Origin of the sequence: Mycobacterium sp. (assembly GCF_965229265.1) — a bacterium.
Classification (GTDB): Bacteria; Actinomycetota; Actinomycetes; order Mycobacteriales; family Mycobacteriaceae; genus Mycobacterium.
On sequence record NZ_CBDDIY010000013.1, the window covers coordinates 364,207 to 387,965 of the forward strand.

The 23,759-nt window shown below is 67.3% G+C and carries 23 protein-coding genes, 1 tRNA gene and 1 pseudogene; 11 read left to right on the plus strand and 14 right to left on the minus strand.

Translation table 11 applies throughout. The features are described from left to right. The first annotated feature begins 301 nt into the window (after positions 1-301). Both ADBZ9K_RS23825 and ADBZ9K_RS23830 read left to right on the plus strand, forming a co-directional pair. On the plus strand, positions 302-2,299 hold the full coding sequence (locus ADBZ9K_RS23825; protein ID WP_526624725.1) for a cadherin-like domain-containing protein: 1,998 nt from the start codon (positions 302-304) through the stop codon (positions 2,297-2,299). Positions 2,300-2,444: 145 nt separating this feature from the next. Beyond that, entirely contained in the window at positions 2,445-3,119 is a 675-nt protein-coding gene (locus tag ADBZ9K_RS23830) for a hypothetical protein (protein ID WP_526624726.1), read from the plus strand. An 11-nt stretch (positions 3,120-3,130) separates the two neighbouring features. Here ADBZ9K_RS23830 and ADBZ9K_RS23835 read toward each other — a convergent pair whose 3' ends face one another. After that, positions 3,131-3,802: an HAD family hydrolase gene (locus ADBZ9K_RS23835; RefSeq protein WP_526624727.1), complete on the minus strand. Its 672-nt coding sequence runs from the start codon at positions 3,800-3,802 to the stop codon at positions 3,131-3,133. A 54-nt stretch (positions 3,803-3,856) separates the two neighbouring features. Beyond that, a pseudogene (locus ADBZ9K_RS23840) lies at positions 3,857-4,583 on the minus strand (TetR/AcrR family transcriptional regulator). 82 nt (positions 4,584-4,665) lie between these two features. On the opposite strand from ADBZ9K_RS23840, the gene ADBZ9K_RS23845 reads away from it, so the two are divergent. Both ADBZ9K_RS23845 and ADBZ9K_RS23850 read left to right on the plus strand, forming a co-directional pair. After that, the gene (locus ADBZ9K_RS23845) at positions 4,666-5,700 is read left to right on the plus strand and encodes a ferredoxin reductase (RefSeq protein ID WP_526625605.1); all 1,035 of its coding nucleotides are present in this window, start codon (positions 4,666-4,668) and stop codon (positions 5,698-5,700) included. Positions 5,701-5,717: 17 nt separating this feature from the next. Next, complete coding sequence (locus ADBZ9K_RS23850; protein WP_526624728.1) at positions 5,718-6,815, plus strand: fatty acid desaturase family protein; 1,098 nt, start codon at positions 5,718-5,720, stop codon at positions 6,813-6,815. Here ADBZ9K_RS23850 and ADBZ9K_RS23855 read toward each other — a convergent pair whose 3' ends face one another. The 6 genes from ADBZ9K_RS23855 to ADBZ9K_RS23880 all read right to left on the minus strand — a co-directional run bounded on the left by ADBZ9K_RS23855 (position 6,816) and on the right by ADBZ9K_RS23880 (position 13,792). Next, complete coding sequence (locus ADBZ9K_RS23855; RefSeq protein ID WP_526624729.1) at positions 6,816-8,687, minus strand: ArnT family glycosyltransferase; 1,872 nt, start codon at positions 8,685-8,687, stop codon at positions 6,816-6,818. A 44-nt stretch (positions 8,688-8,731) separates the two neighbouring features. Continuing rightward, entirely contained in the window at positions 8,732-9,361 is a 630-nt protein-coding gene (gene upp, locus ADBZ9K_RS23860; protein ID WP_526624730.1) for a uracil phosphoribosyltransferase, read from the minus strand. A 9-nt stretch (positions 9,362-9,370) separates the two neighbouring features. After that, complete coding sequence (locus tag ADBZ9K_RS23865) at positions 9,371-10,618, minus strand: DUF1688 family protein (RefSeq protein ID WP_526624731.1); 1,248 nt, start codon at positions 10,616-10,618, stop codon at positions 9,371-9,373. Then, positions 10,615-11,880, minus strand: coding sequence for a GTP cyclohydrolase II (locus ADBZ9K_RS23870; protein ID WP_526624732.1), 1,266 nt, complete (start codon positions 11,878-11,880; stop codon positions 10,615-10,617). Before ADBZ9K_RS23870 ends, ADBZ9K_RS23865 begins: the two co-directional genes overlap by 4 nt. Before the next feature lie 158 nt (positions 11,881-12,038). Then, a complete protein-coding gene (locus ADBZ9K_RS23875) occupies positions 12,039-12,686 on the minus strand; it encodes a TIGR03085 family metal-binding protein (protein ID WP_526624733.1) in 648 nt (215 codons plus the stop codon). A 62-nt stretch (positions 12,687-12,748) separates the two neighbouring features. Further along, positions 12,749-13,792, minus strand: a complete 1,044-nt coding sequence (locus ADBZ9K_RS23880; RefSeq protein WP_526624734.1) for a zinc-binding dehydrogenase — start codon at positions 13,790-13,792, stop codon at positions 12,749-12,751. A gap of 68 nt (positions 13,793-13,860) precedes the next feature. Here ADBZ9K_RS23880 and ADBZ9K_RS23885 point away from each other — a divergent pair, with 68 nt between their 5' ends. Further along, positions 13,861-14,319 carry a PPOX class F420-dependent oxidoreductase gene (locus ADBZ9K_RS23885; protein WP_526624735.1) on the plus strand — a complete coding sequence of 153 codons (459 nt, stop codon included), beginning with the start codon at positions 13,861-13,863 and terminating at the stop codon, positions 14,317-14,319. Beyond that, a complete protein-coding gene (locus ADBZ9K_RS23890; protein ID WP_526625607.1) occupies positions 14,319-14,828 on the plus strand; it encodes a hypothetical protein in 510 nt (169 codons plus the stop codon). Before ADBZ9K_RS23885 ends, ADBZ9K_RS23890 begins: the two co-directional genes overlap by 1 nt. Positions 14,829-14,959: 131 nt before the next feature. Here the strand turns inward: ADBZ9K_RS23890 and ADBZ9K_RS23895 are convergent, their stop codons facing one another. Beyond that, on the minus strand, positions 14,960-15,577 hold the full coding sequence (locus ADBZ9K_RS23895) for a TetR/AcrR family transcriptional regulator (protein WP_526625608.1): 618 nt from the start codon (positions 15,575-15,577) through the stop codon (positions 14,960-14,962). Positions 15,578-15,694: 117 nt separating this feature from the next. Here ADBZ9K_RS23895 and ADBZ9K_RS23900 point away from each other — a divergent pair, with 117 nt between their 5' ends. Next, positions 15,695-17,023, plus strand: coding sequence for a cytochrome P450 (locus ADBZ9K_RS23900; protein WP_526624736.1), 1,329 nt, complete (start codon positions 15,695-15,697; stop codon positions 17,021-17,023). Positions 17,024-17,098: 75 nt separating this feature from the next. On the opposite strand, the gene ADBZ9K_RS23905 is transcribed toward ADBZ9K_RS23900, so the two are convergent. Then, positions 17,099-17,896 carry a DUF3298 domain-containing protein gene (locus ADBZ9K_RS23905; RefSeq protein ID WP_526624737.1) on the minus strand — a complete coding sequence of 266 codons (798 nt, stop codon included), beginning with the start codon at positions 17,894-17,896 and terminating at the stop codon, positions 17,099-17,101. 150 nt (positions 17,897-18,046) lie between these two features. Between ADBZ9K_RS23905 and ADBZ9K_RS23910 the strand changes: the two genes are divergently transcribed. Continuing rightward, positions 18,047-18,139, plus strand: a tRNA-OTHER gene (locus ADBZ9K_RS23910). A 95-nt stretch (positions 18,140-18,234) separates the two neighbouring features. On the opposite strand, the gene ADBZ9K_RS23915 is transcribed toward ADBZ9K_RS23910, so the two are convergent. Together ADBZ9K_RS23915 and ADBZ9K_RS23920 are read right to left on the minus strand one after the other, a co-directional pair. Next, entirely contained in the window at positions 18,235-19,323 is a 1,089-nt protein-coding gene (locus tag ADBZ9K_RS23915; RefSeq protein ID WP_526624738.1) for a site-specific integrase, read from the minus strand. A gap of 122 nt (positions 19,324-19,445) precedes the next feature. After that, positions 19,446-19,655, minus strand: a complete 210-nt coding sequence (locus ADBZ9K_RS23920; protein WP_526624739.1) for a helix-turn-helix transcriptional regulator — start codon at positions 19,653-19,655, stop codon at positions 19,446-19,448. A 178-nt stretch (positions 19,656-19,833) separates the two neighbouring features. On the opposite strand from ADBZ9K_RS23920, the gene ADBZ9K_RS23925 reads away from it, so the two are divergent. Next, positions 19,834-20,166, plus strand: a complete 333-nt coding sequence (locus ADBZ9K_RS23925) for a hypothetical protein (RefSeq protein ID WP_526624740.1) — start codon at positions 19,834-19,836, stop codon at positions 20,164-20,166. Further along, positions 20,163-20,465: a ribbon-helix-helix domain-containing protein gene (locus ADBZ9K_RS23930; RefSeq protein ID WP_526624741.1), complete on the plus strand. Its 303-nt coding sequence runs from the start codon at positions 20,163-20,165 to the stop codon at positions 20,463-20,465. Before ADBZ9K_RS23925 ends, ADBZ9K_RS23930 begins: the two co-directional genes overlap by 4 nt. Before the next feature lie 767 nt (positions 20,466-21,232). Here ADBZ9K_RS23930 and ADBZ9K_RS23935 read toward each other — a convergent pair. After that, positions 21,233-22,558 (minus strand): NAD(P)/FAD-dependent oxidoreductase, encoded by a 1,326-nt coding sequence (locus ADBZ9K_RS23935; RefSeq protein ID WP_526624742.1) that lies wholly within the window; start codon positions 22,556-22,558, stop codon positions 21,233-21,235. Positions 22,559-22,656: 98 nt separating this feature from the next. On the opposite strand from ADBZ9K_RS23935, the gene ADBZ9K_RS23940 reads away from it, so the two are divergent. Then, on the plus strand, positions 22,657-23,262 hold the full coding sequence (locus ADBZ9K_RS23940; protein WP_526624743.1) for a TetR/AcrR family transcriptional regulator: 606 nt from the start codon (positions 22,657-22,659) through the stop codon (positions 23,260-23,262). Between the two features lie 184 nt (positions 23,263-23,446). On the opposite strand, the gene ADBZ9K_RS23945 is transcribed toward ADBZ9K_RS23940, so the two are convergent. After that, a complete protein-coding gene (locus ADBZ9K_RS23945) occupies positions 23,447-23,746 on the minus strand; it encodes a helix-turn-helix transcriptional regulator (RefSeq protein WP_526624744.1) in 300 nt (99 codons plus the stop codon). Positions 23,747-23,759 lie beyond the last annotated feature (13 nt).

Consider the following 23,759-nt stretch of genomic DNA (forward strand, 5'->3'; position numbering starts at 1 on the left):
CACTTCGCTCCTCACACATCGGGGCGCATCGCGCACGCTGTCATTATCGGCAATGGGCTGCAGACGCGGACGATATTTTGCGCAAACTTCACGATCGCGAGTCAGCCGAGGTGTTGGTAGAGGTCTTTGCGCCTATCAACGCATTCGAATGAACTGTAGCCAATACGCAAACAGTTGGCGAAAGGTTTGCTGTGGGTGAACTGTGCGGCGCAGGGCGGCCTTAGGCTCCCATCGCAACGACGCTGTCGGGCTCGAGGCGCGGTCGTTAGTCGGAGGTCGTTCAGGTCGGGGAGGCATGGCTATGGGGTACGGCAGATACGTCGGTCGCGTCGGAGCGCTCGCGGTCGCGTTGGGCGTCGGTGTGGCCGTGGCCAATGCGCCGGGAGTGGCGTGGGCCGACGATTCGTCGTCGGCGGGATCGGCCGGGCCGCACTCGGCGGTGGGTCGGCACAATCCCGGGGCCGGCCCGGCCAAGGCTGTCAAATCCTCCAATAAGACTGTCGCCGAATCGGTTTCGCCGTCACGCCGGTCGGCGGTCGCCGCTGCGGCAGTGCGAAGCGGCGGCCCGGCCAAGGCGTCGGCGACCACAGGCGCCGCGCAGCACCAGCCCGCTGCCGGCCGGTCCGACGAAACCGCCGCCGTCCTCAGCGATGCGCAGCCGGCCGCGAGCTCTGCTCCGGCCGCCGCCACACCCAGGGCCGCGGTGGTGACCCCGGACAGCATCGTGGCGTTCGCATCGAATCTGATCGGCGCGGTGTTCCATCCGCCGGTACTGCCGCAGCTTCCGCCGCCGCCGCTCGACCCGCCGGGACTGTGGGCCATGTTGGCGGCGGCACGTCGCGAGATCGTCGGTGCGTTTTACAACCGAGCCCCCACGGCGAACCCGCTCGAGATCGGGGAGACGGCCAACGGTCAGGTGAAGGGCGTCCTCGGGACCACCGATCCCGATGGTGACCCGGTGACCTACGAGGTTACTGCGGCACCCAAGTACGGAACTGTCGCGATCAACGCCGACGGCACGTACACCTATACCCCGGGTGAGGTCTTCGCCGAGACCGGAGGAGAGGACCAGTTCCTGGTTACCGTGCGCGACAGCGGAACCCGTTGGCTGAGCCAGCCGGGCGTGACCACGGTGCCGGTGACGGTGGCCGTCGGTGCCGGTGACGCACTGGGGATCGGGGGCGAGCCCTACGCGGTGGCGATGAGCCCGGACGGTTCCCGCGCCTATGTCACCGATATCGAGAACAACCGGGTGTCGGTCATCGACGTCGCCGGCCACTCGGTGATCGGATCCATCGCCGTTGGCGGGTCACCGTGGGGCATCACGGTGGCTTCCGACGGCCGGGCGTATGTGGTCAACTCCGACGACGCCACCGTGTCGGTGATCGACACCACCACCAACACGGTGCTGGGTGATCCGATCCCGGTCGGTGAATCGCCGACCAGCGTGGCGGTCAACTCCACGGGCAGCCGGGTGTACGTCACCAATACCAACGACGGCACGGTGTCGGTGATCGACACCGCCACCTACGCCAGCAGTGTCGTACAGGTCGGTGCCAGCCCGTTCGGAGTGGCCGTCGCCGGTGACAAGGTCTTTGTGACCAACGAATCCGATGACACGGTGTCGGTGATCGATGCCGCGACCAACACGGTGGTGGCCACCATCGCCGTGGGTGATCACCCCACCGGGGTGGCTGCGGCCGGCGACCGGGTGGTGGTCACGAACTCCGGTTCGCTGACCCTCAGCGACGACGGCACCTCGGCTGGGGGCTCGGTCTCGGTGATCGACACCAAGACGATGTCAGTGATCGGTGACCCGATCAAGGTCGGGGTCTACCCCACCGATGTCGCGCTCAACGCCGACGGAACCCTGGCCTACGTCAGCGACTTCTACGGCGGCACCGTCTCGGTGGTCGATCTGCACAGCGGTCAGCGTGTCGGTGATCCGATCGCGGCGCCCCAGGGCGCCGCCGGAATCGCCATCGGGGCCGACGGGCGACTCTATGTCGCCGGCACCTATGACGAGGCGGTCGACCCGATCACACTCGACGCCCCGGCCGAGGCCACTTTCACCGCGCTGGTGACCCCGGCGGTGGCGGCGTCCTCGGTCCCGGCGGCTTCCACAGCGCCAGCAGCTGCGACGGGCAGCGCCACGGCAGCCTTCAAGTCCAACGTCGCCACGCGCCGGTACGCGGTGTGGAACTTGACGTCGGACCCCATTGTGTTCACCGGGTACAGCACCAAGGCGGACGGATTTTTGGAGTGGTGGGGGTTACAAGGGAACCGAACGGCCCATTAGCGGTCCGGCACTCAACACGGTGATTCCGCCTGGGGGGGTTGTCTACTTCGATATGCCCACCCAACATTCCTTTTGGCAAGGCTATTACGAGCTACGCCCGATCTTCCAAACACCAAAGTCGCAGTGGCAACTCAGTTTGAAGTACATGAACAATGCCGAACAAGTCAACGCCAGGGTCGTGGTTGGAGCAGGCAAGGTCGGCTATGTGCTGCCGGGATTCTGGGACAAGCAGGACTACGTTTACCTGACCGACGCACCCGGGACCACCAGAACGCTCCCGGCCACCGATCTGTCGGCGAGTTCGTTGATGAACCTGTGCACTAACAGCAAGGCCACCTGTCGGTTCACCGCCACAGGGCAGCCGGTGGCAACCTACTCGCCGTGGCGTACCCCCGATGTTCCGGCCGGCACGTCGACGACCTGGAGCAACCCGCTACCCGTGGGCTACAACCCGAAGACCGACCCGCCAATGCCGGACATCACGGCCAACCTGAGCTACTCGGTGACCGATTCGGTCAAGACCAATTACGAGGTCAGCGCCAAGACCAGCATCACGCTCGTGAAGGATGTCCTCGGCGCGGAGCTGGCAGCCAAGTACGGCGCCGAGGAGTCGACGGCGAAGACATCCGGTGGCACCCAGACGGTGACCGTTCGGCCCGGCTACCAAGTCGCGGCGCAGGTCCGTACACCACTGGTACAGGCGACGGGCAACTTGGAGATCAAGGTGGGCAATACCACCATCACGATCACCAACGCCACAGTTTCGTTCCCCCGTAAGGGCGACGTTCAGTTCCAGGCACTGCCGACCAAGCTGACCTGAGCCCGCGGGTCTCAGGTCAGGGCGGCGATCGGCGAGTCGTCCAGGTGGTCGTTGAGGTCGCGCGCGTCGTCGAAAACCGCTGCCGCGCCGGCATCTTCGAGCTCGCCCCGACCGACACCACCGGACAGCACGCCGATGCAGGGCACCCCCGCCCGCGCGGCCACCTCGACATCCCAGACGGTGTCGCCGATGAACACCGCCTGCTGCGCGTCGATGCCCGCCTTCTGCAGGGCGACGTTGACGATGTCGGGCCGGGGCTTGGCCTGCTCGACGTCGTCCGATGACGTGATGGCCGAGACGACGTCGTCGCAGTCCAGGGTCGCTCGCAGCAGGGCGAGTTCGTGCTCCGGCGCCGAGGTGGCCAGCACCACCTGCAGTCCGCTGTCGGCGACCCGCTGCAGCAGCTCGCGCGCGCCCGGCAGCGCGGTCAACAGCGCGGCGCTGGCCTCGTAGTAGCGGGTGTGTAAGTCCTTGAGCCGGTTCTGCACATCGTCGTCGGCGCCGTGGGATAGCTCCTCGAGCAGCGTGGCGCCGTCCATCCCGATGCGGCGGTGGATATGCCAGGCCTGCACGGGCAGGCCGACCTCGTGGAATGCCCGTTGCCAGGCGTGGACGTGCAGATAGTTGGAATCCACCAGGGTGCCGTCGATGTCGAACAACACGGCGGGTCGGGGCTTGTGCATGAGACGGGGTACCCCGTTATGGCCCCGGCGCCCACACCGCGGTTGTTCGCGCGGTCACTCGGCCGATATCGACAACGGCGTCGGCGCGTCACCGTCGGCGACCGCGTCGTTTTCGGGCTGCCAGTCGTTGACCCCCACCGTGATCATCCGCAGCTGCTTGACGGCCGTGCGCTTGATCTCGTCCAGCGCGGCGGCGTCGTGGGCATCCTCGATGGCCTCGGCGATGATGATCATCGAGTTGACGAACAGGCTGGCCAGGATGTTGAGATCCTCGGTGCTCCAGGTGTTCAGGCCGGGGAAGCGGGCCAGGTCGGTGGCCAGCTCGGAGGTGATCAGCCGGATCTCGGTGCGAATCGCATAGCGCAACACCGTGACCCCGCTGGACCGTTCGCGCCCGATGAAGCGCCAGTGTTCCCGCTGTTCGGTGACGCCGGCGATCAGGATCTCCACGGTCGACTCGATCACCCGGTTGGGGTCGAGCTTGCCGGCGCGAGCGCTGCGCAGCATCTCGCGCAGCGTGCGGAAGGACTCGTCGATGAGCACCAGGCCCAGTGCAGTCCATCGACTCGAAGTGCCGGTAGAACGCGGCGGGGACGACGCCGGCTTCGCGGGTGACCTCACGCAGGCTCAGGCCGCTGAAGCTACGCTCGTCGAGCAGCTTGAGTGCGGCGGCAATGAGTGCCCGGCGGGTGGCTTCCTTGCGCTCCTCGCGCGACGGCGCTTCCCGCGACCGCGTCTTCCCTGACCGCTCACGTCGTGAGCTCGGCGTACGACTGTTCACTGTTGTGAACCCTACCACACACTGCGCTGATCCCTTGACGACGTGCGGTTTCGCCGAGGATGGTGTACATAAGTTCACTGAAATTTTGACCAAGAAGGTGCTCCGGTCGCCGCTGGTCGATCTGCTCACCGGCCCGCACGGCGTGGACCGCTACACCGAGCTGGTGGACCCGATCTGGACGACCGACGCTCGGGCCAAGGTGCTCGACGTGCGGCGGTCAACACCGCGCAGCGTCACCCTGGTGCTGGAGCCCAACGAGGCCGTCGTCGGCCATCGTGCCGGCCAGCACGTGAGCCTCACCGTCGAGGTCGACGGCCGCCGGCACACCCGCTGCTACTCCCCGGCCAATGCCGAGGGAGCGGCGCTCCTCGAACTGACCATCGGCCGCCACGACGGCGGCGTCGTCTCCGAGTACCTGTTCCGGCACGCCCGCCCCGGCATGGTCGTGGGGCTGTCCGAACCGGCCGGCGACTTCGTGCTGCCCGATCTGCGGCCGCGCCGCATCCTGTTCGTCTCCGGCGGAAGCGGGATCACCCCGGTGATGTCGATGCTGCGCACACTGCAGGCCGAGGGTTTCGATGGCGAGATCGCCTTTGTGCACTACTCGCCGACGCCGGCGCAGGCGGACTATCGCGACGAACTGGCCGCGATGCCGGTCCGGGTGCTGCACGGCTACACCCGTTCCCCGGGCAGTGAGCTGACCGGTTACTTCGACGCCGGACACCTGCACGCCGCCATGCCCGACCCGGATGCGGTCTTCGTCTGCGGGCCACCGGCACTCGTCGACGCCGTCACGGACCTGTGTCCCACCGCGCGCTCGGAGAGCTTCGCCCCGACCCCGTTCGTCATTCCGGACAGCCCGTCGGGCGGACGGATCACCTTCCGCGACAGCGCAATTACCACCACCGATGACGGCCGCCCCCTGCTCGAGCAGGCCGAGGGCGCCGGCCTGACACCGAAGAACGGATGCCGGATGGGCATCTGCCACACCTGCACCCGCCGCAAGCACCGCGGTGCGGTGCGCAACCTGACCACCGGCGCGGTCTCGACCGCCGACGAAGAAGACGTGCAGATCTGCGTGTCGGTCCCCGTCGGCGACGTCGAACTCGCGCTGTGAACCGAAAGGGCACCACCATGACCCAGCAATCCGTCACCCTGACCCCCGAGCAGGCCGAAGCCTTCGGCCGCGAACTCGACGCCATCCGCGACCGGGTGATCGCCGACCTCGGCCAGGCCGACGTCGACTACATCCGCCGCGTCATCAAGGCCCAACGCGGTATGGAGGTCGCCGGGCGGGCCCTGCTGTTCGCCGGCATCTTCCCGCCCGCCTGGCTGGCCGGCACTGCGCTGCTGGGGATCTCGAAGATCCTCGACAACATGGAGATTGGCCACAATGTCATGCACGGCCAGTACGAGTGGACCGGTGACCCGGCGCTGTCCGGGCAGACCTTCGAGTGGGACACCGCCTGCCCGGCCGACCAGTGGCGGCATTCGCACAACTTCTCCCACCACACCTTCACCAACATCGTCGGGATGGACCGCGACATCGGGTACGGCATCCTGCGGATGAGCCCCGATCAGCCGTGGCGCCCGTACTACCTCGGCAACCCGCTCTACGCGTTCCTGCTGATGGTGCTGTTCCAGTACGGAGTGGCCCTGCACGAGGTCGAAGCCGACCGGATCCGGGCCGGGGAGATCTCGCTGGCCGACAAGCGCGAGATCATCGAAGAGATCTGGCGCAAGACCCGCCGCCAGCTCGCCAAGGACTACCTGGCCTTCCCGCTGCTGGCCGGTCCGTTCGCGCCGTTCGTGTTCACCGGCAACCTGACCGCCAACCTGATGCGCAACGTGTGGTCCTACGCGATCATATTCTGCGGCCACTTCCCCGAGGGCACCAGCGAGTTCTCGGTCGAGGAGACCCGCAATGAGACCCGCGGGCAGTGGTACTACCGTCAGGTGCTCGGCTCGGCGAATCTGACCGGCGGCAAGCTGTTCCACATCTTGTCGGGCAACCTGTCGCACCAGATCGAGCATCACCTGTTCCCCGACCTGCCCGCGCGCCGCTACGCCGAGGTCGCCCCGCAGGTTGCCGAGATCTGCCAGCGATACGGGATTCCCTACAACGCCGGGCCGCTGCCCAAGCAGTTCGCCAGCGTCGTGCGCAAGATCGTCAAGCTGGCCCTGCCGACCAGAGCGAGCCAGCCCGCCCCGGCGCTGGCCTCGGCGGCCTGATCACCTCGGCCGCGACAGGTCGTACACATCGGCGTCACCGACCGCGGTGACGCCGAATGTGGCCTTGACCCAGTCGGTGATGGCAGTGTCACCGTTGCCGAACGGCCAGCCACCGCCCTTGCCTCGCCAGTCCTTCTCGACGACGAAGTAACCGATGTCGCCGGCTGCGACGTCGGCTTTGAATTGGTCGAGGGTTGGCACCGGATCTCGGCCGGTGAATCCGCCGATCGCCATGACGGCGGTGCCGGTGGCCAGTTCCAGCCCGGCCGCCGACGACGAGCCCACCGTCGCCGCCGACCATCTGCTGTGGGTGGTGCGCAACCGGGCGTCCAACGCCGGGTTGTCCTTCGATTCGCCGAACATCTTTGCGCTGAAAGCATTTTCGGGACGTGACGGTCCGACCGTCGGCCCGCCGCCGCGATGGGCGACGCCGAGGGTGGCCACCGCGTAGGCGGCCGGACCGGCCAGCACCGCGGCCACGCCCAGCCCGGCGGCGGCCACCGTGACCCACCGCCGTCCCGGTGCCGACAGGGCGACCGCCACCGCCGCAAGCACGGCGCCGGCCAGGATCGTCCACCGCAGCGGCGGGAGCCAATCGCCGCTGCGGCTCAACACCCACCAACTCCACATGCCGGTGAGCAGGATGAGCGCGGCCATGCCGAGCCGGCCGAACCGGCTGGCCCGGCGGGCCCACATCTCGTGCGCCCCGATCGCGGTCATCCCGGCCACCGCGGGCGCCAGGGACAGGCAGTAGTACGGGTGGACCATGCCCTTCATATAGCTGAGCACCAGCCCGTCGACCAGCAGCCAGCCCCCGAACAGCAGCGCCCCGGCGCGCACCCGGTCGGTGCGCGGTGCGCGGCCGCGGGAGACCAGGACCAGAATCAGCGCTAGCACGGCGGCCGGCACCAGCCAGCCGATCTCGAAACCGAACTCACCGGAGAGCAACCGGCCCAGGCCTTCTCGTTGCCCGCCGAGGCCGCCCAGGTGCGCCGGGCGCAGCTGGTCCCCGGCGGAGTTCCCGAGCGGATCGCGCCCGCCGAAGGCCATCCGGTTGTGGCCCAGGACCCGGGCGAACCCGTTGTAGCCCAGCACCAGGTTCATGAAGTTGTTGTCGGTCGACCCAGCGATATAGGGCCGTGACGACGCCGGCCACAGCAGGGTCAGCACCACGAACCATCCGGCCGACACGAGGAACCCGGCGAGCGCGCCAATCAGGTGCAGTACCCGACGCGGCAACACCGCCGGGGCGGCCAGCAGGTACGCCGCCCCCACCGCCGGAACGATCATCAGGCCTTCGAGCATCTTGGCCAGGAACGCGAACCCGAGCGCCACCCCGGCCCAGGCCAGCCACCGGCCGCTGGCCCGCTCCACCGCGCGCACCGTGCAGTAGGCCGCCGCCGTCATCAGCAACACCATCGCGGCGTCGGGGTTATTGAACCGGAACATCAACGCGGCGACCGGTGTCAACGCCAGCGCGGCCCCGGCCAGCAGGCCCGCCCGCGGGCCGCAGACGCGGGCCACCGCGGCGTAGAGCAGCCCGACCGTGGCCACCGCCATGAGCGCCTCGGGCACCAGCATGCTGGCGCTGCTGAACCCGAACAGTTGACCGGACAGGCCCATCACCCACTGCGACACCGGCGGCTTGTCGACGGTGATGAAGTTCGCCGAATCCAGCGAGCCGAACAGCAGGGCTTCCCAGTTCTTCGAGCCGGCCTGGGCGGCCCCGGCGTAGAACTGGTTGCCCATCCCGTTGACGGTGATGTTCCACAGGTACATGACCGCGGTGCCGGCCAGCAGGGCGACCAGGGCGACTCGCTCCCCGCGGGACGGCTTCGCCGGGTCCAGGTACGTCGTCGTCACACCAGCCATTGACCCATCCCCGGCTGGCTGTCGGCTGTGAGCCCGCGGCCGTCCTACTTGGTGCCGAAGATGCGGTCGCCGGCGTCACCGAGGCCGGGAACGATGTAGCCGTGCTCGTCGAGCCCGCGGTCCACCGCGGCGGTGTAGATCGGCACCTCCGGATGCGCCTCGTGCAGTGCGGCGATGCCCTGCGGGCAGGTCAGCAGGCAGACGAACTTGATCGAGCGGGGGGTGAACTCCTTGAGCCGGTCGACGGCGGCGACCGCCGAGTTGCCGGTGGCCAGCATCGGGTCGACGATCACCACCTCACGCTCGTGCAGGTCGCTGGGCATCTTGAAGTAGTACTCCACGGCGACATGGGTTTTGGGGTCGCGGTACAGGCCGATGTGGCCGACGCGGGCGCCGGGAACCACGGTCAGGATCCCGTCGAGGATGCCGGTGCCGGCCCGCATGATCGCCACGAAGACCAGCTTCTTGCCGTCGATGACGGCCCCGGTGGTGGTTTCCAGGGGTGTCTCGACGGCGATCTCCTGGGTGGGGGTGTCGCGCAGCACCTCGTAGGCCAGCAGCGTGGAGACCTCGTTGGCCAGCCGCCGAAACGTGTTGGTCGAGGTCTCTTTTCGCCGCATCAGGGTCAGCTTGTGCTGCACCAGCGGATGGTCGACGAGATGGACTTCTGGCATGTATTCCCCTTAGAACACCGTGCCGTCGCTGACCACCGTCAGCGGCGGTTGACCGTCACGCAGCCGCCCCGCCAGTGCCCGCCCGGCGGCCCAGGTGCCGCCCTCCAGGACGCACGCCAACGGCATCCGGGTGGCGTCCACCCCGAGCGCCGCGCGCACCAGCGGCGCCAGCTCGTCGAGCAGTGCCACCGTCAGGGCGCGCCATTCGACCACCAGTTCGTCTGCGGCGGTGAAGGGTTGGTGCGCCCAGTCCGGATCGCGTAACCGCAGCACCCCGGTGTCGAGCAGCAGCCCGCCGTTGCGGTACTCGGGCAACCCGGTCAGCTCGTCGAGGCCGGTCACCGTCACCCCGGACCAGCCGAACGGCTCCAGCAGTGAATAGGTGAGCCACTGCGATAGCTTGTGAAACGGCATCCAGCCCGCGGTCAGCCCGGCACCCGGTACCGCGGCGTGGCGCCAGCAGTCGCCGACGCTCTGGTCACCGATCGTGGTGGCGTTGGGCCAGATTCCGCCGAGCGTGGCCAGGATCAGGGTCAGGATGTCGTGGGCGCGCACGGCCGCGCTGCCCGGTGGGCACAGCGCGTCGACCAGACCGCCGGGCCTGGCGTCGGCGCCGAACGTCTGGGGTGCGCCGGCCAGCGCCAGTCCCAGCCGGTGCAGCAAAGCGTGGCGTCCGTCGAGGCCCACGAGCGGGTTGTCGGCATCGGCCTGGAACGCCTCGGCCAGCTGCTGCGCGCTGAGCGCGGCCAGCCCCGCCGCGTCGACCCGCAGCGGATCGTCGGGGTCGGTGGAGAACAGCCCCGCGGTGAACGCACGAAAGCTGGCCACCCCCAAGCCTTCCGAGCGGCCCAGCCGTAGACCGGTGGCCGGTTCGCGGTAGGTCCAGGTCGGTCCGGCGCCGGCGTCGAGCAGCACGCTGACCACGGTGAGATCGACCATGGCGCGGGCCCGGGCCGGGCCGTCCCGCCCGGCCAGCAACCGATCCAGCTCGGCCTTGCGGTCCAGGCCGCCGGCCTCGAAATGGCGCCACCGGCTGTGAAACGGGATCTGCAGCCCCGGGTAATTGCCCCGGGTGACGTCGGCGACTTCGGCGGCGGCGGCCGCCAGCGCCTCGTCGTGCACGGTGAACCAGGCGGAGTCCCCGGCGCGGGCCCGGCGGGTCAGGTACCCGGCACGCTCGCGAACGGCGCGCGTGCTGCGCAGCAGGGCGGCGGCCCCCGCCGGGGTGTCGAGGCCGACGTCGGTGGCCGAGCTCACCCGTGCAGTCCCCGGCCCTTGGGTTTTTTGAGTTCCGCGGCGTCGGGCACCGGACCGGGGGTGAAGTATCCGGCGGCCATCTTGGCGTCGATCTCCACCCGGGCGTCGGCGGGGATGAGCTCGTCGGGGATGTTGACCCGTTCTCCCACCTCGATGCCCGAGCCGACGATGGCGTCGTATTTCATGTTGCTCATCGACACCAGGCGGTGGATCTTGCGGATCCCGAGCCAGTGCAGCACGTCGGGCATCAACTCCTGGAAGCGCATGTCCTGCACGCCGGCCACGCATTCGGTGCGGGCGAAGTAGCCTTCGGCGGTGTCGCCGCCCTCCTGGCGCTTGCGGGCGTTGTAGACCAGGAACTTGGTCACCTCACCGAGCGCGCGGCCCTCCTTGCGGGAGTAGGAGACCAGACCCACCCCGCCGCGTTGCGCGCCGAGGATGCATTCCTCGATTGCGTGGGTCAGGTACGGCCGGCAGGTGCAGATGTCGGAGCCGAACACATCCGAGCCGTTGCACTCGTCGTGGACGCGGGCGGTCAACTCCACCGCGGGATCGGCCAGATCGCGGGGGTCGCCGAAGATGTAGAGGGTTTGGCCGCCGATCGGGGGCAGGAACACCTCCAGATCGGAGCGGGTGACCAGCTCGGGGTACATGCCGCCGGTCTCCTCGAACAGCATCCGACGCAGGTGTGCCTCGCTGCACCCGAAACGTTGCGCCACACCGGGCAGATACCAGACCGGTTCGATCGCGGCCTTGGTGACCAGGGCGGCCCCGCCGGGCAGCAGCAGCCGGCCGTCGGGGCGCAACCGGCCCTTGTCGATGGCGTCAGTGATCTCGGGCAGGATCACGTGCGCCTTGGTGACGGCGATGGTCGGGCGGATGTCGTGCCCGGCGGCCAGCTCGGTGGCGAACACGTCGGCGACCATGGCGCCCCACGGGTCCAGGCTCACGATCGCCTCGGGGGACCCCCACTGCGGGTAGGGGCCGATGCTGTCGGTGGGTGCGGTGTTGGTCAGGTCCGCCCGGTGCTCGCGGGACAGCGCCCCGGCGGCCACGGCCAGGGCGCGATACACGCTGTAGGAGCCGCTGTGGGTGCCGACGACGTTGCGGTGGCTGCGCGTCGTGGTGGTGCCGATCAGCGGCCCGCGCTCGGCGGCCGTGGCCGCACCCCACCGGATCGGCAGCGCGGCGTCGGCGCCACGGTGCGAGGTCAGCCGGATGTGACCGGCCGAGCCTTTCGGCGCGGGTGCTGTGGCGGACATATGTGGCTCCTCGCTTCAGGAGGTCCCGCCGGCCGGTGTGCTGCCGTCCGGCGGAAAGGCGCCAGCTTAGTCACTGCGCGCGGTCGGCGCCGGGTGGCGACGGCGTCGTGGACGTGAACGGTCGGTTGACGCTGCCGTTCGGTTGGGACGTGGAGGCCTCACATCCCGAAATGAGTGCTGCGGATGGCGGCGACGGCGGGTGGCGTGCCCAATACCTCAACCCGCGCGGCGGCCTGGCGCCCGAAGAGGTACAGCAGCAACTCGCCCGGCGGCCCGCTGAGCATCGCGGTTGGAGTCCCCGCGCGAACCGTTGCGTGCCGCCCAGTCTCAGCCCAGAGCACGTCGAGTCCGGTGCCGCGCAGCCGGCGACTCAGAAAGTGGCCGGCTCGCTGAACATTGCGCCATAGCCCGTCTTCCAGCGCGGGCGACAGATCGTCACGAGGGCCCAGCCCGTTGGCTCGCCGCACATCCTCGTGATGGACGAAGAACTCATTCAGGCTAGGGAACGATCGGACCCAACTCATCCGGAAGAAGCCGGGAGGCGGACCCGATCGGATGCGGGCGACGAGCCACGGCATCTCGCGTTTCTCGGCCAGCGCGGCCCGGCGGCGCTCGGCGAATCGCGCAGGCGGCCCGGGTAGGACCAGGCAGGGCGCCGCGATCGGGTCGCGCTCGCGAAGCACCAGATGAGCGGCGAGATCCTTGGTCGTCCACCCGTCGAGGAGCGTCGGTGCGTCGCCGCCGAGGTTGTCGAACAGCTCGCACAGCGCCGCGCGTTCCCAGTCATCGAACAGCGGGCCCCGCATCGGCTGATGCTGTCACGATGTTCCTGCACAGGTTGGGGAATCCGCCGGTGGCGGATGGCAGGTCAGGGCTGGACGAGGACCCTGATCGGATTGCCCTCGGCCTCTTCGAGAATGCGGATGCCGTCGGCGATGTCCTCGAGGGGAATGACCTGGCTGATCGAGCGGGACAGGTCGAGCCGGCCCAGCGACACCAGTTTGGCCAGCGTCTCGATGTCGACGTTCTGGTAGCCGAGGTGACCGAGCACCTGCCGGTGGGTCAGCCCGAACATCGAGGTGGGTCCGATCGTCGGCGATTCGGCACTCATGCCTACCCCGACCAGCCGCCCGCCCGCCGTCAGGCTGTCCAGCGCCTGCTCGAAGGTGACCTTCAGCCCGACCGCGTCGAAGGCGACGTCGAGCTTGCGCCCGCCGGTGGCCGCGGCGATCTTGTCCTTCAGGTCCGGGTCGCGGGAGTCGAAGGCGTTATCGGCACCGAGTTCGAGGGCGCGGTCGCGGACCACCGGATTGATGTCGACGGCGATCACCGGGACCGCACCGACCAGCCGGGCCAGCTGCACGATGTGGGTGCCGACCCCGCCGACGCCCCACACTCCGACCGACTCGCCGACGCCCACCTTGCCGGTGCGCACCACCGCGCCGTACGGGGTGGACACCGCGTCGGCCAGGATCGCCGCCTGCTCCAACGGCACGTTGTCGGGAACCCGGGTCAGGCCCGCGGCCTGGGCCAGGGTGTATTCGGCCCAGGCGCCGTCGTAGGCGAAGGCCATTAGCCGGATGGCCAGACAATTGGACAGGTCACCGCGGCGGCAGTTGGGGCACTGTTCACACGGTCGCCCGGCGGCGACCACGACCCGGTCGCCCTCGGACCATCCGGTGACTCCGGGTCCCAGCTTGGCGATGGTGCCCGACGCCTCATGCCCCTGCGTCACCGCCGGCCGTTGGGCCGGGAACGTGCCGTTGATCAGGCTCAGGTCGGAATGGCAGATACCGCAGAAGGCGACTTTGACCAGGACTTCACCGGGGCCCGGCTCGGGGATCGGAACATCTTCGAGCACAACTGATTTGGTGTCGGCATAGAACCGCTCGGCGCGCATCGTCGCGACCATGGTCTCCTCCTGGCGTCAGTCAGTGACAAACCTACGCTGGGCTGCTGCGCCGCGGTTAGAGTGGCGCCATGTCGCCCAGGATCGCGAAAGCCGACGCCGTGGATCTCGACGAGCTGCTCGACTTCGTGCGACCGCGGCACCGGATGGTGCTGACCACCTTCCGCGCCGACGGCTCGCTGCAGAGCTCGCCGGTCACCGGCGGTGTCGACGAGGCGGGCCGGCTGGTGATCGCCAGCTATCCGCGCCGAGCCAAGTCGGTCAACGTCCGGCGCACCGGGCGGGCCAGCGTGGTGGTGCTCTCCGACGAGTTCGACGGACCCTACGTGCAGATCGACGGGCCCGCCGAGGTGATCGACCTGCCCGAGGCGGTTGAGGCGCTGGTCGACTACTTCCGGGCGGTCGCCGGTGAACACCCGGACTGGGCCGAGTATCGCGAGGCGATGGTCAAGCAGGGCAAGTGCCTGATCCGCGTTACACCGGCGGTGTGGGGGCCGGTCGCGACGGGTGGCTTCCCGCCGGGAACCTGATGGCGTGGCCGCACCAGCGTGACGGTGTCACCTGCGGTCCCAGCGTCGCGGTGATGGCTGGTGCGCTGTTGGATCCCGGATACGGCGCACCGCTGACGTCCGCGCGCCCCCAACACTGGTTCGACGCCGAACAGGCCCGCGTGCACCGCGCCGTCAACGTGGTCTGGCCCCGTGCGCTGGGCACCACCCCGGCCGGGATGGCCCGGGCAATGACCGAGCACAGCGCCGCCCGCCGGGTGCGTTACCGCTGGCGTGCGGCCCGGTGGCGTGACGGGCTGGCCGACGTCTGCGACGCGGTGGCCGCGGGCTGGCCGGTGCCGATGCTGATCGGTGCGGTGCTACCGCGGCATTGGGTGTTGCTGACCGAACTTCACGGGGCCATGCTGCGCTGCTACGAGCCATCGGCCGGCGCGGTGCTCGACGTGCCCGTCGACAGCGTCCGAACCTGCCTGCCGGCTCGGCTCGGGTTTCCCCGGGCGTTCGCGTTCGTCATTCCGGTGCAGGCTTGAGCGACCGCTGAGCGGGCATGCGGCCCTCGAACCCAATTCGGCCTTCGCCATCCACCGGCTGCCGCTGTCGGCCGCGCCGCAGGCCTACGACGGCTTCCAGAAGAAGACCGACGGAATGGTCAAAATCGTTCTCAAACCCTGATTTCCGGGGCCGGGCCCAGCAGCGCCAGCGACACGGCCAGCGCCGGCTCGATGATGCCGGTGACCGGATCGCCGTCCTCCACGGTCTGGGCGGTCAGCTCACGCAGGCCGCCCACCAGGATGATCGCCGCGCCATGCGACAGCGGGGCAATGCCGGCGCTGCGGAAGGCCTCGTTGCTGGTGAGGTCGACGATCATGGTGGCCAGCCGGCCGAACCCACGCCGCAGGGTGGGACGGGCGTTCTCGCCGAGGGCAGGAAGCTCGCGAATCCAGCTCAGCGTGAGGGCCGGTTGCGCCTCGATGCTGTGCACATAGGCGACGACGGCCTGGCGGACCTGCTGCGGCCAGGCTGCCTGCGGGTCGACGGCGTCGCGGATGGTGTTCACCAGTACGTCGTTGTTGGCCATCAGCAGCTCAGCGAAACAGTCTTCCTTGGTGCCGAATTGGTCGTAGAAGGTGCGCTTGGAGGTCCGGGCGTGCCGGACGATGTCGGCGACCGTCGTCTCCCGATAGCCGCGTTCCTCGATCGAGGCGGCCAGCCCGTCGAGCAGCCGACGGCGGAAGCCGTCCTCACGAGCGACGGCAGCGGCCTCGGCAGCAACCGTGATGGTCACCCGGACCTCCTCGTGTCGCCGACCCTTGTCAGAGCCTGGTACCAAAAGGTACCGTACCTCGCAACCAGTGGTACAACGCAGTACCACGACACTGTGGGAAGGGCCGCACCGATGAGCGAAGCGCCAACCGTTGATGCGCCGATCGCGACCGAGCCGAAGCTGCCGCCCACCCCGGGTGTGCCGAACGCACTGGTCAGGATGGCGTTCATGGTGGCGCGGCGGCCCACGACGGACTGGTTGACCCGCCGCTACGGCCGCTGCTTCACCCTGCGGGTGCCGGTCTTCGGCAACAGCGTGATGGTCTCGGACCCGGCGCTGACCAAGCAGATCTTCACCACCAGTCCCGAGGTGCTCTACAACATCCAGCCCAACCTGAGCCGGCTGCTCGGGCCCGGGTCGGTGTTCGCCCTCGACGGCGTCGAGCACCGCGTCCGGCGCAAGCTGCTCACCCCGCCGTTCCACGGCAAGAGCATCAAGGGCTACGAGCAGATCGTGGAGGAGGAGACCCTCCGCCAGATCGCAACGTGGCCGGAGGGCCGGGAATTCGAGACCCTCGAGCCGATGATGCACATCACCCTCAACATCATCCTGCGGGCCATCTTCGGTGCCGACGGCGTCGAGCTGCAGCGGCTGCGCGATCTGATCCCGCGGTGGGTGACCCTCGGCTCGCGACTGGCCGTGCTGCCCGCGCCGAAACGGGCCATACCTCACACGCCGTGGGGAAAGCTCGCCGAGTACCGCCGTGAGTACGAGGGCCTAGTCGATACGTTGATCCAACGGGCGCAACAGGATCCGAACTTCGAGGACCGTACCGACGTGCTGACGCTGTTCCTGCGCAGCACCTACGAGGACGGCTCGCCGATGACCCGCGGCGAGATCGGTGACGAGCTGCTGACCCTGCTGGCCGCCGGCCACGAAACCACCGCGTCCACCCTCGGGTGGGCGTTCGAGCGGATCTCGCGGCATCCCGAGGTGTTGCGCCGGCTGGTCGCCGAGGCCGACACCGACGACAACAGCTACCGGCAGGCCACCATCTTCGAGGTTCAGCGCAACCGGACGGTCATCGACTTCTCCGGCCGCCACGTCGAGGCCCCGATCTACGAACTCGGGCAATGGCGGATCCCGCAAGGGTATTCGATCATGGTGAGCCTGAACCAGCTGCACGAGAACCCGGAGATGTTCCCCGATCCCGAGCGGTTCGACCCGCAGCGCTTCCTCGACGCCAAGCCCAACACGTTCGCCTGGGTGCCGTTCGGCGGCGGCACGCGGCGCTGTATCGGCGCGGCGTTCGCCAACATGGAGATGGACATCGTGCTGCGGACGGTGTTGCGGCACTTCACCATTGCCACCACCACCGCGCCGGGGGAGAAGTGGCACTCGCGCGGTGTGGCGTTCACCCCCAAGCAGGGCGGGCGCGTGGTGGTCTACCGCCGGAGCTGATCGACGCGGCGAGTGTGCGTCCTCATCCGGCAACGACGGCGTGTTGCGTATGAAACCGCACACTGGGGCCGGAGGTCAGGCGATCATCGGATCGATCGCCGAGCGGGGCACCAGCACGTGCAGCGCCCCGGCTGAGGCGGGCAGCAACACGCCCTGGTCGAAGAAGAAGATCACCCCGTCGTTGACCACCGCGAAATTCTGGTAGTTGGCCGGGTTGTACAGCGCGCCCGGCGCGAACGGCAACGGCGGCGGCGGAGGTGTGGTGGTGGTCGTCGTCGTCGGTGTGCTCGTCGGTGTGGGTGTCACCGGCGGTGCGGCCGGCGGTGGTGGGGGTGCGAGCTGCTGCTGCAGTTCGGTTTGGACGATGGGCGCGACGGTCTTCAGTGGATCGTCCACCCGCCACAGCGGCGTGTTCTGCTTGTCGTCGGGCGCGGCGGTGTAGGTGATCGCCTTGCGGTAGCTCTGGTCCCAGTTGAACGCCTTGTACGTCGTCTGCGGACTGGCGGCACCGATGTTCTGGGTCACCGTGAACACCACGGCCTGTGTGCCGCGCGGGGGAATTGCCGAGGTGTATTCCATCGGCGTGATGGTCAGCGTGGACGGTGTGCCCTGCGGCGTACCGGACTTGGCCGTGTTGATGAACGCATCGCGCGTCTGGGAGATGTAGTCGGCGAGCGACTTCTGGTCGGGGTAATCCAGCGGGATGCTGATATTGACGCTATAGGCGGGATCGGAGAGCGCGATCACGCACGAGCTGCCGGTGTTGGCGCCCTTGAGGTCGGCGCAGTAGTCCTTCGGGGCCGCCGCCGCCAACCCCGAAGAAAGGGAAATCGCAGCAACCGCGACTACTAGCGCCGCGGGGAAAGAACGCATGAGAAACCTCCAAGCACACGCGGCGCAGGCCGCGACCAATGATCATCGTGTGCCACACCAGCAAAGCGCCCCGACGGCATCGGCATGCTCCAGCGTAGTCGAGGTGGGGGTGTGGACCCGACCTCGGGCAGGAGGTGGGCTAGCCAGGTAGGTGCACCGCTCGGCCGTGCACACGACTCTTTGTACTTGTTGTTCCGTCTCACACGCGGAAGGTCGCTGGTTCGATACCAGCCGGGACCACCAGATAAAAGCCCAGCTCAGAGGGCATATTTTCGGCCAATCGGCACCTCAGGAAACCACGATCGCGAGATCTATAGGGCCAAAATAGGGCCAACCCGTCAGGGGTGATCGACCGGCCGGTCGTCGAGCGCATCGAGAGCCGACGCCACGTCGTCGAGTTCGTCGTCGTAGAGATCGGCGTAGGTGTGGGCGGTCACCGTGATCGATGCGTGGCCCATCGTCTTCTGCAGCAGGCGCAGATCCGCTCCGGCCCGGCGTGCCAAGGACGCGTAGGTGTGCCGCAGATCGTGCACGCGCAGCCTGGGCCGGCCGAGTTCGGCGATCGAGTCGTACCAGTGCACCGAGCGCTTCCAGTTCTCCAGGCCCAGCCGTGAGCCCATCGGCGAGGTGATCGCCGGTTCGCCCGGGCGCCGTCCCGCGAGACGCTGCTCCAGGATCGGCACGACGCGTTGGGGGATCGGGATAGAGCGACGGCCCGCGGCTGATTTCGGATTGCCCTCGACGAGCTTGCCGCCGACCTGGGTGATCGAACGCCGGACGCGAATCCGGCGCGCCGTGAGGTCGACATCCTCGACATTGAGACCGGTCAGTTCGCCGAACCGCAGCCCGGTGTAGGCGAGCAGCGCCACGATGTCACCGTTGTCGCCACAGATCAGTGTGAGTGCGGCGACCTCGGGGGCGGTGAGATAGGTGTGCGTGGTCTGGCGCATCGGCGGAAACTTGGTACGCGCAGCGGGATTTCGGCCGAGAAGCTGCCCATCGTCGGCGGCACGGTCGAGGCACATCTTGAGCACCGAGTGATACCAACGCAGCGTGCGCGGGCTCAGGCCATCGGCGGCCATCTCGTTGACCCACTTTTGAATCGACTGGTGATCGATCTTGTTGACCTGCCATCCGCCGAACCGTGGTTGCAGCCGCAGGCGCCAGATATCTTCATATCCCCGCCGCACCTTGGGACTCAGGTCGAGCCGGGACGAAAGCCACGCTGCATAGACCTCTGCCAAGGTAATGCGGCCGGCCCGCGGGTCGATGACATCTCCGGCCGCGGTTTTGGTGACGATCGCCGCTTCGAAGATGCGCGCCTCGCGTTCGGTCTTAAAGGTCTTGCGACGCTTCGACCGATCGGGCAGACGCCATTCGACGTCGAATCGGGGGCCGAGGCGGGTTTCGCGGCGAATGATAGCCATCAGTTACTCCATCAACAGGGCTGTGCTGCACAGTGTTTCACCCACCACCGACAGAAATCGGTCTAGCGCAGCCCGCTGTGGATGATCGGGCTCCTGTGCATGCGCGATGCTCGGCGCGGCGCCTACACGCGCGTGGAATCCAGCCAGTCCTGCACGTCTTTCAAGGCCCAACGCCGATGGCGATCACTCAACCGCAAGTGATGCGGACCCGGCGCGTTGATACCGCGTTCCCGCTTGGCCGCCCAATCGTGAAGGGTTGATACCGGCACACCAGTAATCTCTCGAACCTGTTGTGCTGTAAGCATTTCCCTTCCGGTGTCGGTAACGCTCACGATGCTCTCCTCGTCCAGGCTCCCCGCGATGGGCGGCCCCTACCGTCATCATGTGGTCGAAGTGGGGGCTTATGCAGCATCAGTCCGGGAGAAGTTTGGCGCGCGAGGTAAATCCTAGTCCCGATGTCTCCTCAATCGGCCGGCCCAAGACCCCATAAAGTGTATTACACTTTATGGGGTGCGGATCGATATCGAACCAAGCGCTCGGGATCACCTGATCACCGACGCGGAGATCCGCGCCGTCATTAACTACCCGGAACTACGACTGGGCCTCGCCGCCCGCCGGCCCGACGCCGATCTCACCCTCTACGTCGGCCGCGCCGACGACAACCAACCGCACATCGAAGTCATCGCCGACCGGATCGCACCTGAACACCTCGTCGCCTTCCACGCCATGATGCTGCGACGCAAGCTCGTCGCGCAGCTCCGGCTCGATACCTACATCACGCCTGATTTCGCTCCCCAACGCCGCAAACCCCAGTCACCCTCGCCGAAGGAGGCCACATCATGACCACTCGCCGCCGTACAAGCGCCGACTACGCCGAGATGGCCGACGATTACGCAGCCCATCCGCCGACCATCGACGAAGTCACGTCGGTCGAAGTCAATCCCGCCGTTCTTCGGAAAGGCCGCCCCGCCAAAGGGATGCCAGGGGCCGGCAAGACTCCGGCACTACCGATCCGGCTCCCCGAGAGCATTCGCGCAGAGATCGAGCACCGGGTCCAGGCGGGTGAGTCGGACTCGGCATCGGAACTGATTCGACAGGCCATCGTCGAGTACTTCGACAATCACCCCGTGGCGTCGCATTAGCTTCGAGGGCGCGGCTGACTACGCCGCCAACCCGACGGCCACCATTTTGCTCAACGGTGCGACACCATCCGTCAAGGCCGACGCCGCTACACGGTCGGCCGGGGGCCGAGCCTTGACTGACGGCACCGCACCGGGCAAGACGGCCAGTGTCGGGGACGGCGCATGCGCGGATCGTTCCGCGGGAGCCGTTGACGGGATGCCTACCGGACACAGTTTGGAACGTTTCATCGCTCTGGATTCTCGAGAACCGAGACCGGATTCGTTGGAGCTAGGGTTGAGATGTGCAGTCGGTAGGAACGGTGCGGGAGTGGCATCGCGAGGAGGGGTGGGGTGTCATCGATTGTCCCGACACTCCCGGAGGCTGCTGGGTCCACTTCAGTCACCTCTTCCACGAAGTCCGCCCCGAACCGGGTCCAGGCGAAGTCGTGGAGGTCTCCGGTGGTTTCCGTGATGTGTTCGAGGGCGAGACGGTGGATTTCGACTGGCAACCGACTGCTTACCCTGGGAGCCAAGACGGTTACTCCTTTGTCGCCATCACCGTGTGGCCTCGCGGGCGGGCGGCACCACACCGCACCATCCGCTACTACAAAGCCGGTGAAAGTCCGCATCGTTCAAGGTAAGTGGTAGCTTTCTCGGCGTTGAGTTACGCGGCCTGCTCGGACCCGCAATGTGAGTAGCGTGAAGCGGACAAGCGCTACTCCGAGCGGGCGCCGGTGTGACGGTGCGCCGTCAACAATTCGTTCTCGCTCCTCGGGTGATTTTGACTCTCAAGAGGGATCTCGGTATTCGGCAACGGCGTGGGACGTTCGCGGGAGTCTAAGGCGCGTACGGAACTTGTCGATTTCTGTGGTGAGTTGGCTGCCGATTTCGCGGAGCGTGGATCGTCGCTGTCCCGGGTAGTTACGGAGCGCGAGGTAGGCCGCGGCGAGGAGTCGCGGTGTGGTGAGAAGTTTGGTTGATGGCACGTCGCGGTTGATCACTCGCAGCAGGGTGGCGCCCCCGTCTGGGGAGCGGCCTATTCGGCGCAGGAGTTCGACGACCAGCGGTGAGGGCGCTCCCGGTGGGGCCATCTGCAGGGCGAACCAGTACATGTCGTAGGAGGTGTGGTCGCGGTGGCGCCACCAGCGTTGTATCGCCTCGTCGCGTGCGCTCGCAGAGGATGTTGATTCGCAGATCGCCGACGACAGCGACTTGGCTTGACACAGCGCGTCGGAGATACCCTGACCGGGCGTGAAGTCCTTGAAATGCCCAGCGTCTCCAACCAACGCCCAACCGGGGCCGGCCGACTCCCGAAAATAGCTGTGCCAGTTCGCCATCACTCGCAGCGGCCCCTCACGTTCTGCGTTTCCCACAATGTCGTCGAGTTCGGGCCAACCTCGAACGGCATTACGGAAGTTGACTTCTCGGTTTCGAAGGAATTCCGCGGCCTCGCGATGGTCGACGGCGACGGCCGCCATGTACAGACCAGAATCTGTCGGGCTGGCAAGAAAAGCCAGATTGCCGCGACGCCCGATCCGCAGTCGGGGCTCCTGCGGCCCCGTGGCGAAATAGCCCCACACCGGTATCCGGCCCGCCGGTTTCACCAAATACTTGGTGGCCGCAACCGACTTGGCCACCATCGACCTCCGGCCGTCGGCCCCGATCACCAACGCCGCATTCACGGGCCCATCAGCAGTGTCGACGCCGATGACCCTGTCGTTGTGCGTGCGGACCCCTGTGACGCGGCAGCCTGTCCGAACGTCGGCGCCGGCCTTCACCGCCACCTGCTGCAGCGTCTGATCGAGGATTGCTCGGCGTACGTTCAGTCCCGCAAACGCGTAGGCACCGTCGAGCGTGCCATCGATGCGGATGTCGTCAACGACAAGGCTGAACCGCTCCAACGGCGCCGCACCGCGAGCCAGTAGCGACTCGAGCGCGCCGAGTTCGGCGAGCACGTCCACGCCGCGGGGCTGAATCACGTGCGTGGACGGCGTCTCGCTGGGGAAGGCGGCCTTGTCCAGCACGCAGACCTGCATGCCAGCGCGGGCCAAATACGTGGCCAGTGACGCACCAGCACAGCGGCCTCCGACGATGACGACGTCGAATGATTCCACCTGCGATCCTCAAACCGGCATCAACTTACCAGTGGTAAGACTATCGGTGAGCTGCAAACTTATCAATGGTCAATTCGCGTTGCCGATATTCTTTACCCATGTCTTCACAGGGTGATCGGCACTACCACCATGGTGACCTGCGTGCGGCCGCGGTTGCGGCGGCAGTCATCGAGGTGCAGGAAGTCGGCATCTCTGCTGCGTCGATGCGCCGCATCGCTCGCCGAGCGGGCGTTACGCATGCAGCACTTGCTCATCACTTCGCCGACAAAACTGGTCTGTTCACTGCTGTTGCCGCAGAAGGGTTTCGGCGCATGGCAGCCGCGATCGGCCCTGCCGCAGCGAGTGATCGGGGGTTTCTGTTCGGAGGGGCAGAGTACGTGAGGTTCGCGCTGGAGAACCCCGGCTTCTATGAAGTGTTGTTCCGGCCGTCCCTGTGCAATCAAAACGATCCTGACTTGAAGCAGGCCCGCACAGAGGCTTTCGACATCCTTTACGGAACTGCCCGGCGAAGCCTGAACAATGTTCGCGGTTCCGAGGAGGTCACCGAGGTCGACGTCGCCAGCCTCGCCATCGCCGGCTGGTCCATGTCCCACGGGTACGCGACGCTGTTCGCGACCGGAAACTTCGCCGATCGCCCGGCCGGCGACATCTTCCATGGAGTCCAGCTCCTCGCCTCTCTGCTCACCAGCGCATCACACGGCTGACAGCCACAGGCGCCAGCTCGAACTTCAGTCCACTTCGCGAAGCCGACGCGGACACCCGTTAACGATGAGGGAAATTTGTTTGGAGATGGGCTGGCGCTGTCCCGCCGGCTGGGCATCGCCGCAAGTGGAGAGATTTTGACGGCACTCGTCCGACTTGAGGCAATTCGCAGGGTTCGAAGGGGCACTACGACGTGTCGTCGTGGCGAGCCTTGGCAAGCTGCTCGATTTCCCAGGTGATCACATCGCGGAGCCGATACCGAACATGGCGGCCGAATCGAGCGTACGGCGGACCGGTGCCTTTCGACGCCCAGACAGCTGGTGTCTTCACCGGCACGCCGAAGCGGTCGGCAAGTTCCTGGCGAGAAATCCACCGCTCGGCTGGCTCCTCCATCGCAACTTCTTCCTTCGTGTTGCTCCCATGACGGAATTGGATTCTTGATTCATCCTCGCGTGCGCCGTCGTCTTCAGAAACGGCCAAAGACAATCGACGATCCGCG

Coding starts and splice junctions, on each gene's coding strand:
- ADBZ9K_RS23900 (WP_526624736.1), top strand. CDS start 15,695: ATGAGCGAAGCGCCAACCGTTGATGCGCCGATCGCGACCGAGCCGAAG.
- ADBZ9K_RS23880 (WP_526624734.1), bottom strand. CDS start 13,792: ATGGTCGCGACGATGCGCGCCGAGCGGTTCTATGCCGACACCAAATCA.
- ADBZ9K_RS23885 (WP_526624735.1), top strand. CDS start 13,861: ATGTCGCCCAGGATCGCGAAAGCCGACGCCGTGGATCTCGACGAGCTG.
- ADBZ9K_RS23835 (WP_526624727.1), bottom strand. CDS start 3,802: ATGCACAAGCCCCGACCCGCCGTGTTGTTCGACATCGACGGCACCCTG.
- ADBZ9K_RS23905 (WP_526624737.1), bottom strand. CDS start 17,896: ATGCGTTCTTTCCCCGCGGCGCTAGTAGTCGCGGTTGCTGCGATTTCC.
- ADBZ9K_RS23830 (WP_526624726.1), top strand. CDS start 2,445: ATGAACAATGCCGAACAAGTCAACGCCAGGGTCGTGGTTGGAGCAGGC.
- ADBZ9K_RS23890 (WP_526625607.1), top strand. CDS start 14,319: ATGGCGTGGCCGCACCAGCGTGACGGTGTCACCTGCGGTCCCAGCGTC.
- ADBZ9K_RS23850 (WP_526624728.1), top strand. CDS start 5,718: ATGACCCAGCAATCCGTCACCCTGACCCCCGAGCAGGCCGAAGCCTTC.
- ADBZ9K_RS23855 (WP_526624729.1), bottom strand. CDS start 8,687: ATGGCTGGTGTGACGACGACGTACCTGGACCCGGCGAAGCCGTCCCGC.
- ADBZ9K_RS23875 (WP_526624733.1), bottom strand. CDS start 12,686: ATGCGGGGCCCGCTGTTCGATGACTGGGAACGCGCGGCGCTGTGCGAG.
- upp (WP_526624730.1), bottom strand. CDS start 9,361: ATGCCAGAAGTCCATCTCGTCGACCATCCGCTGGTGCAGCACAAGCTG.
- ADBZ9K_RS23930 (WP_526624741.1), top strand. CDS start 20,163: ATGACCACTCGCCGCCGTACAAGCGCCGACTACGCCGAGATGGCCGAC.
- ADBZ9K_RS23915 (WP_526624738.1), bottom strand. CDS start 19,323: ATGGCTATCATTCGCCGCGAAACCCGCCTCGGCCCCCGATTCGACGTC.
- ADBZ9K_RS23870 (WP_526624732.1), bottom strand. CDS start 11,880: ATGTCCGCCACAGCACCCGCGCCGAAAGGCTCGGCCGGTCACATCCGG.
- ADBZ9K_RS23940 (WP_526624743.1), top strand. CDS start 22,657: ATGTCTTCACAGGGTGATCGGCACTACCACCATGGTGACCTGCGTGCG.
- ADBZ9K_RS23825 (WP_526624725.1), top strand. CDS start 302: ATGGGGTACGGCAGATACGTCGGTCGCGTCGGAGCGCTCGCGGTCGCG.